The sequence below is a fragment of the Achromobacter sp. genome (assembly GCF_049647645.1).
Classification (GTDB): Bacteria; Pseudomonadota; Gammaproteobacteria; order Burkholderiales; family Burkholderiaceae_B; genus Achromobacter.
Window position 1 is genome coordinate 1 of sequence record NZ_JBARYB010000283.1, and the last position, 6,595, is coordinate 6,595.

At 63.0% G+C, this 6,595-nt stretch carries 9 protein-coding genes; 5 read left to right on the forward strand and 4 right to left on the reverse strand.

The window, feature by feature from the left end; genetic code table 11:
- The 4 genes from trbF to WBB14_RS32440 all read left to right on the forward strand — a co-directional run.
- Positions 1-323 (forward strand): conjugal transfer protein TrbF (trbF, locus tag WBB14_RS32425; RefSeq protein ID WP_424243401.1); only part of this gene is annotated, 323 nt, incomplete at its 5' end.
- Complete coding sequence (gene trbG / locus WBB14_RS32430) at positions 320-1,312, forward strand: P-type conjugative transfer protein TrbG (RefSeq protein WP_021250030.1); 993 nt, start codon at positions 320-322, stop codon at positions 1,310-1,312. The genes trbF and trbG, both read left to right, overlap by 4 nt.
- A 2-nt stretch (positions 1,313-1,314) precedes the next feature.
- Complete coding sequence (locus WBB14_RS32435) at positions 1,315-2,583, forward strand: TrbI/VirB10 family protein (RefSeq protein WP_424243402.1); 1,269 nt, start codon at positions 1,315-1,317, stop codon at positions 2,581-2,583.
- Positions 2,580-2,837: a DUF2274 domain-containing protein gene (locus tag WBB14_RS32440; protein ID WP_021250028.1), complete on the forward strand. Its 258-nt coding sequence runs from the start codon at positions 2,580-2,582 to the stop codon at positions 2,835-2,837. Before WBB14_RS32435 ends, WBB14_RS32440 begins: the two co-directional genes overlap by 4 nt.
- On the opposite strand, the gene WBB14_RS32445 is transcribed toward WBB14_RS32440, so the two are convergent.
- Complete coding sequence (locus tag WBB14_RS32445; protein WP_021250027.1) at positions 2,826-3,782, reverse strand: hypothetical protein; 957 nt, start codon at positions 3,780-3,782, stop codon at positions 2,826-2,828. The two genes, WBB14_RS32440 and WBB14_RS32445, sit on opposite strands and share 12 nt — an antisense overlap.
- A 190-nt stretch (positions 3,783-3,972) precedes the next feature.
- Here WBB14_RS32445 and WBB14_RS32450 point away from each other — a divergent pair, with 190 nt between their 5' ends.
- Entirely contained in the window at positions 3,973-4,359 is a 387-nt protein-coding gene (locus tag WBB14_RS32450) for a helix-turn-helix transcriptional regulator (protein WP_021250026.1), read from the forward strand.
- A gap of 8 nt (positions 4,360-4,367) precedes the next feature.
- On the opposite strand, the gene WBB14_RS32455 is transcribed toward WBB14_RS32450, so the two are convergent.
- The 3 genes from WBB14_RS32455 to WBB14_RS32465 all read right to left on the reverse strand — a co-directional run bounded on the left by WBB14_RS32455 (position 4,368) and on the right by WBB14_RS32465 (position 6,491).
- Positions 4,368-4,892, reverse strand: a complete 525-nt coding sequence (locus WBB14_RS32455) for a helix-turn-helix transcriptional regulator (protein WP_021250025.1) — start codon at positions 4,890-4,892, stop codon at positions 4,368-4,370.
- Positions 4,893-4,895: 3 nt separating this feature from the next.
- On the reverse strand, positions 4,896-5,171 hold the full coding sequence (locus tag WBB14_RS32460) for a hypothetical protein (protein WP_044422174.1): 276 nt from the start codon (positions 5,169-5,171) through the stop codon (positions 4,896-4,898).
- A 63-nt stretch (positions 5,172-5,234) separates the two neighbouring features.
- Entirely contained in the window at positions 5,235-6,491 is a 1,257-nt protein-coding gene (locus tag WBB14_RS32465) for a tyrosine-type recombinase/integrase (RefSeq protein ID WP_021250024.1), read from the reverse strand.
- Between the last annotated feature and the right edge of the window lie 104 nt (positions 6,492-6,595).

Genomic DNA, 6,595 nt, shown 5'->3' on the forward strand with positions numbered 1-6,595 from the left:
ACTACACGACCGACAAGGGCGCGGCCGTGCTCAACGACTACGCGCGGGTCAACGACCCGTTCGCGCGCATCGGCAAGGAGTCGGTGACGGTGCAGATCACCAGCGTCGTGCGCGCCAGCGACACGTCTTTCAACGTGCGCTGGACGGAACGCCGCTACGTCAACGGCGCCGCGGCGGGCTTGGAGCGGTGGACGGCCGTGGTGTCCATCGTGCTCCAGCCGCCGCGCACCGAAGAACGCCTGCGCAAGAACCCCCTGGGCATCTACGTCAACGGCCTGTCGTGGAGCCGCGAACTGGATTCTTCCGAAGGAGCCAAGCCATGAATGATCTTTTCCGTAAAACCGCTTTGCCGGTGATCCTGCTTGCCCTCGCGGGCTGCGCCACGCAGGGCAAACCGCCGCCGACCATCTCGCTCGATGAGCCGGTGCAGGCCCAGCCATTGCCCGAGCCACCTGCGCCGGTGGAGGTGGTGGCCGTGCCCGAGGTGCTGCCGATGCCGGCGCAGTTGAAGCCAGAGCCCGAAGCCGAGGACGCCAAGCCCGTGCCAGAGCCAGCCGATGAGAAGGTGCGCGTCTCGCGCGCCAATGCCGAGGCGCGTGTTGCGCCCACGCGAGAGGGCTACGTCAACGCGATTCAGGTATGGCCCTTCACGGATGGCGCGCTCTATCAGGTCTATGCGGCCGTGGGCCGCGTGACCGTGGTTTCTCTCCAGCCGGGCGAGGAGCTGGTGACCGTAGCCGCTGGCGATACCGTGCGCTGGATCGTGGGCGACACGTCCAGCGGCAGCGGTGTCGAGCTGCGCGTGAATGTCTTGGTCAAGCCGATCCGCTCGGGCCTGAAGACCAATCTCGTCATCACCACCAGCCGCAGGACGTACCTGCTGGAGCTGGCTTCGACGGAAAAGACGTGGATGGCGTCGGTGTCCTGGGAGTACCCGCGCGACCGGATGCTGGCTTTGCAGCGCCAGGCGCAGGCGGCCAGCGCTGCCGCGCCGGTCGATACCGGGCTGTCGTTGGAGAACCTGCGCTTCCGCTACGCGATCAGCGGTAGCAACCCGCCGTGGAAGCCGCTGCGCGCGTTCGACGACGGGCAGAAAGTCTATATCCAGTTCCCCGCCGGCATCGCGCAAGGCGAGCTGCCGCCGCTGTTCGTGATCGGGCCGGAAGGCGACGGGCAACTGGTCAACTATCGCTTCCGCTCACCGTACTACATCGTGGATCGGCTTTTTGGCGCCGCCGAACTCCGCCTGGGCGGAGACAAGGGCGACGTGGTGCGAATTGAGCGCACGGACGGCGTTGCGCGGAGGAACTGACCATGAGCCAAGACGACGCTCCCGACCTTGCCACGCCACAGGCGGGCAAGATGGCGCCCGAGGCGGTGGCGCTGCGCGCCCAGCCGCGCCCGGTCACGCGCTTGAACCGGCGCACGCTGGCCATCCTCGTCGGCGGCCTGTCGGTCGCCGTGCTCGGGGCCACGATCTGGTCGCTGCAACCGCAGCGGCGTGGTACCAACGAGCAGACCGAGCTTTACAACGTCGATCGCGTCTCAAAGTCCGAAGGACTGGATGGCCTGCCGGCCGACTACTCGAAGCTGCCGCCGAAAGTGCCCGAGCTGGGGCCGCCGCTGCCGGGTGATCTCGGCCCGGCCATTGTGAACTCGCAGCAGCCGGTGACGCTGGCGTATGCGCCGCCGGGCCACAACCCCGAAGATGCTTTGCGCAAGGAGGCCGATGCGGCGGCGGCTTCGTCGATGTTCTTCCGCTCGGGTGGCCAAGGTGCCGCCACGGTAGCGCAGGCAGCGCCGGGTGCGCTTGGCGCGGCAAACACGCTCGCGGCCTTCGACCCGCTTGCTGCTGGGCCGGCCTCGACGGCGGCCCAGCCTGCCGACCCGACCGCCGCGCAGAACCGGCAAGACCAGAAAGAGGCGTTCCTGAAAGCCGGTTCTACGGAAACCCGCAATTCCGGCAATCTGGCGCTGCCCGCGTCGCCTTATCAAGTGATGGCCGGAACGGTGATCGCCGGCGCGCTGGTGACAGGCATCAAGTCGGACTTGCCGGGCGACGTGATCGGCACCGTGACGGAGCCGGTCTATGACACGGCCACCGGCAAGTTCCTGCTGATCCCACAGGGGTCGCGCATCCTCGGGCGCTACAACAGTCAGGTCAGCTACGGGCAGAGCCGCGTGCAAGTGGTGTGGAACCGGATCATCCTGCCCGACACGTCCTCGCTGACGCTCGACAACCTAGTGGGCACCGACCCGGCCGGCTACGCGGGCTTGGAGGACGACGTGGACTGGCACTGGAACCGCATCTTTGCCGGTGCGGTGCTGACGACGCTGCTGGGCGTCGGCGCAGAACTGGCTGCGCCGGAGAACCGCCAGGACGGCAACCGCATCGTGATCGCCGGGCGTGACAGCGCCCAGGACAGCATCAATCAGGTCGGCCAGGAGATCACCCGACGCAACATGAACATCCAGCCGACGCTGACCGAGCGGCCTGGCCTGCCCGTGCGAATCATCGTCAACCGGGATCTGGTGCTGCGGCCGTACCAGCCGCTGTTCTTCAATCGGGGAGCTTCGCAATGAGCACGACCAAGAAGCTGCGGCTCGGGCCGCTGCCCAAGACCGAAAGCGTCAAACTGACCTTTGCCTGCCCGGCCAGCTTGAAAGCCGACCTTGACCGCTACGCGGCGCTGCATGCGCAGGCGTATGGCGAGGCGGTCGATGCCGTGACACTGATCCCGCACATGCTTGAGGCGTTCATCGCGGGCGATCGGGGATTCAGGAAAGACTCGACCCCTGCTATCCCGAAGCCGCCGCTGCGGAACTCACCCCCTTAGTTCAAGCGCGTGTCGCTGCCGAGTGTCGACGGGCGTCTTCACGTAGCTGATTCCCGGATTTCCAAGAACTGCCACCAGCAACCGGCACACCATCGCCTGCATTTGCAGTGTGGTGTTGCCCGGATCTGCTGCGGGCTGGTTGCCACCGTAGATCGAAAAGCCCAGCGGTCCATCGAAGAACAAGGCTTCATGAACGGTGTCGTTTCGGACGACGGATAGCGACGAGGGAGTCGCCTTGTCGCTCTTGGCCCAATCGGGTACGGGCATATCGAATTTTTCGCACATCCACTGGACGCGCCCCGCATGTGGCACAGAAGGCTTTTGCGCCTCCTTGACTACGACGAGCTTGAAGCAGGCGTCCAGCGCCATGTAAAGGTATTGGAACTGCTCGAAGGGAAGGCTATGCGGATACTGCGCCAAGAACAAGGCATGGATGACAGCCGCAACGCGCTTGGGCGCACGTGGATCGCCGCCTTCCGAGTCCAGGTAGTCCAGCGCTAACTCGATGACGTCAGCCACAGTGCAGCGAACCAGGGCGAAATCAACAAGCACCCCAGATTTAATGGGCGTCGCATCAAGAAAGCCCGCCTCCGTTGTCGTCAGCCGCATACCGAAAAAGAAGGACAAACACCAAACCACGAAATCGAGCTCTTCTCGGCTCCTGCCTTCATGCAGCGTCAGGACATGGGTCTTGGGCAGGCCGAAGACCCGGGCGTTGTACGGCATCGAGCGAACGTTTCCGCTCATGAAGTCCCGCTGCTGCTGAGCACCCGGATAAATCCAGTCCTTGAAGGCATTGGGGTCCCCGACAACGGTGGCCACGCTATTTTCGTGGTCCGGGAGCGTTTGGACGGAGAAACGGCCGGTCGCGATGTCGCAGGGCTTGGGGTAGTAGCCGAACTCGATGGCAATCCCATTGAGCGGCGCGCTGAGTGGTTGCTCCATCACAGTACAGGTGGCCTCATGAACATTGTTTCGTAAATTATCTAATCGACCCTGCTCTGACAGAACAATTCACGGTCAATTTTGTGAGCCAAGTTGGATGGCACCCTCCCCGCTTCGCCCCAGCGAGTTGTTCCGATTGCTGACGATAGTCACCATAGATCCATACGAACACAGCGCCTTAGGAACCCTCATGCTCGCTCACGTTCATTGCACCGATGCTGGCGATACCGCCTTGCCGCCGAAGGCATCCATTCCTCGTCCGGGTACGGATGGGTACGAAGACCTTCCTCAGTTTTCGGCCAAACTTCCCCTCCCGTTCCGCCGCACCATTCGCCGCCAAGATTTGCACCAGATCGTCCCTTTGGCGGACACGACGATCTATGGAATGGAGCAACGTGGCGAGTTTCCACGCCGATTCAATCTGACCTCGCGCTGCGTTGTTTGGGATCTGGAGGAAGTCGAAGCTTGGATTGAAGCTCGCAAGCAGTCCTCTCGGTCCGGTGCTATCACCAAGCCCAACGGACCTGATGTCAGGCTACGCAAGCGCCGACCCGTGCTCGATGTAGCTTCGACGTAGCAATGTGGCTAGGCGATCAGCAGTTTGAGCTCTCGCGCCGCTGCCACGGGCAGTCGATGAACTTCCTTGGTCAAATTAACTTCCAACGCTGCACGCGCGGTCTCCAGCATCTTTCGCTCAAAGGCATAGCCCCCCTTCTCTTCCAGCCAGCCCAGCACTTCGGCCAAGTGCCAGATTGAGGCGCTGCCCTCGTGCACCGGTGCTGGAAAAGTCGCAGCATGAGAAAGCATCACCTTACGCATTGCTTGGCGCGACACGCCCACCAATTCGGCGACATCGGTCAGCCCAACGAAATCCGGTGCCGCCTCCACGAGCTTCGCCAAGGGGACAGCACGCTTCACGTCGGCCAGCGCACTGCGCACCGCGGCCTGCGCGTTTTCAGCTTCGCGGGTGAACTCAAGCGCCAAGCGACCCGGCTGCCCGATACCCACCAAGGCGTCATCACAGCCGGCACTGCCGAGACGCTCGACCAGCACATCCGGATCACTGTCGTGCTCGGCGAGCTGGTACTTCAGGATGAAGGTGTATTCCATGGATCAGTCCTCAGATGACGATTCAGCTTCGTTTCGTTGCTGATGGATCGTGCAGTTATCCACGACCCGCCGCAGTGCTCGGGCATGATTGCCAGGGTTCTTCGGCGTGCTCCACACGCTCGTAATGCAGAACTCGCCGCAGCGGCACTCATCGTCGTTGTAAGGGCAGTAAATCTTGCCCCACGCATGACTGCCCCCGACCGTGACGCGCCAGCCCTGCGTTTCCGCATGCTTGAGCGCATCTTCGACCTCCTTCTTTGGATGAGAGGAACGGGCCATTCAAGGTCTCCAGTATGGGGATGAATCGTCAGGTTGTCAACTGACAACCTGACGTGAAGTGACTCAGACCGATGCGCTCAGCACAGGCACGACCGTATTGCTCGGCAACAGCGTGGGCGCGTATGCGCCACCCTCCACCCAGGCATCGACCATGTTGGCCCACTCCTGCAGCATGTGGCGGCGCGGCTCGGCGTATTCGGCCTTGTTGTAGACCGAGCGCGAGGAACGGCCGTCTTCATGCGCCAGGCACTTCTCGATCCAGTCGCCGTTGAAGCCGACCTCGTTGAGCAGCGTCGAGCCGGTGCGGCGCAGGTCGTGCACCGTGAAAGGTTCTAGCGGCAAACCGGCAGCTCTGGCGCGCTCGGACACGATCTGGGTCACGCGGTTGAGCGTCGCCTTGGACATACAGCGGTCGGCATCGTAGCGCGACGGCAGGACGAACTTCGACCCCGCTGCGCAGGTGTGCAGCGCAACGAAGATGTCCGCAGCCTGGCGGGACAGATAGACGACGTGCGGGTTGCGACCCTTCATTCGTGATTTTGGGATCGTCCAGGTCGCGTTCTCGAAATCAAGCTCGGCCCATGTCGCCTCGATCAATTCGCTCTTGCGTACCAGCGTCAACAGAATCATGCGCAACGCCAGGCGAATGGTCGGATAGGTGGCCACCGATTCCATCTGCCGGTACATCAGACGGATCTCCATCGGTGACAGCGCTCGATCCTTGGGCACGAAGGTCGCGATCGAAGCCGCGCCCACGCCATCGGCCGGGTTGTCGACCTTCTCGCCGTGCAGGATGGCGAAGGCGTAGACCTGCTTCACGATGTCGCGCACGTGGACGGCTGTGGCGGGCGCGCCGCGAGCCTTCACCTTGTTGCACAAAGCGCGCAGGTCGTCGGCGCTGACTTCGTTGAGCAGCCGGTTCTTGAACGCCGGCAGGATGTCCCGATCAACGATGCTCTTGCGCATCGCACGCGTGCTGTCGGCCATCTTGGCGTCGGCAAGCCATCGGGCAGTCATGTCGCCGAAATTCTTGGCAGCGGTCAGCCGGCGCTTCTCGCGCTGCTTCTCGTGCGCCGGGGACCTGCCCTCGGCAACGGCTCTCTTGGCGTCGAGCAGCTTTTCGCGGGCCAAGGCCAGTGAGATGCCGGCCGGCCCATAACGGCCGATGGTCAGCGTTTCACGCCGGCCGTTGAGACGGTAATCGTAGCGGAAGGTGACGGTACCGGTGGGCGATACCGTCACGTACATGCCGTCACGGTCGGAAGCCTTGTAAGTCAGGGACTTAGGCTTGAAGTTACGCAGTGCGGTGTCGGTAAGCATCGAGGTTTTTCCTCCTGTTCTTGACGGCTTTTACCGTCAGGGGTCAGGAGACCTGCTGATGCCTGGAAAGCCGCATGAAACAAGCTTTCCAGAGGAGACATTTA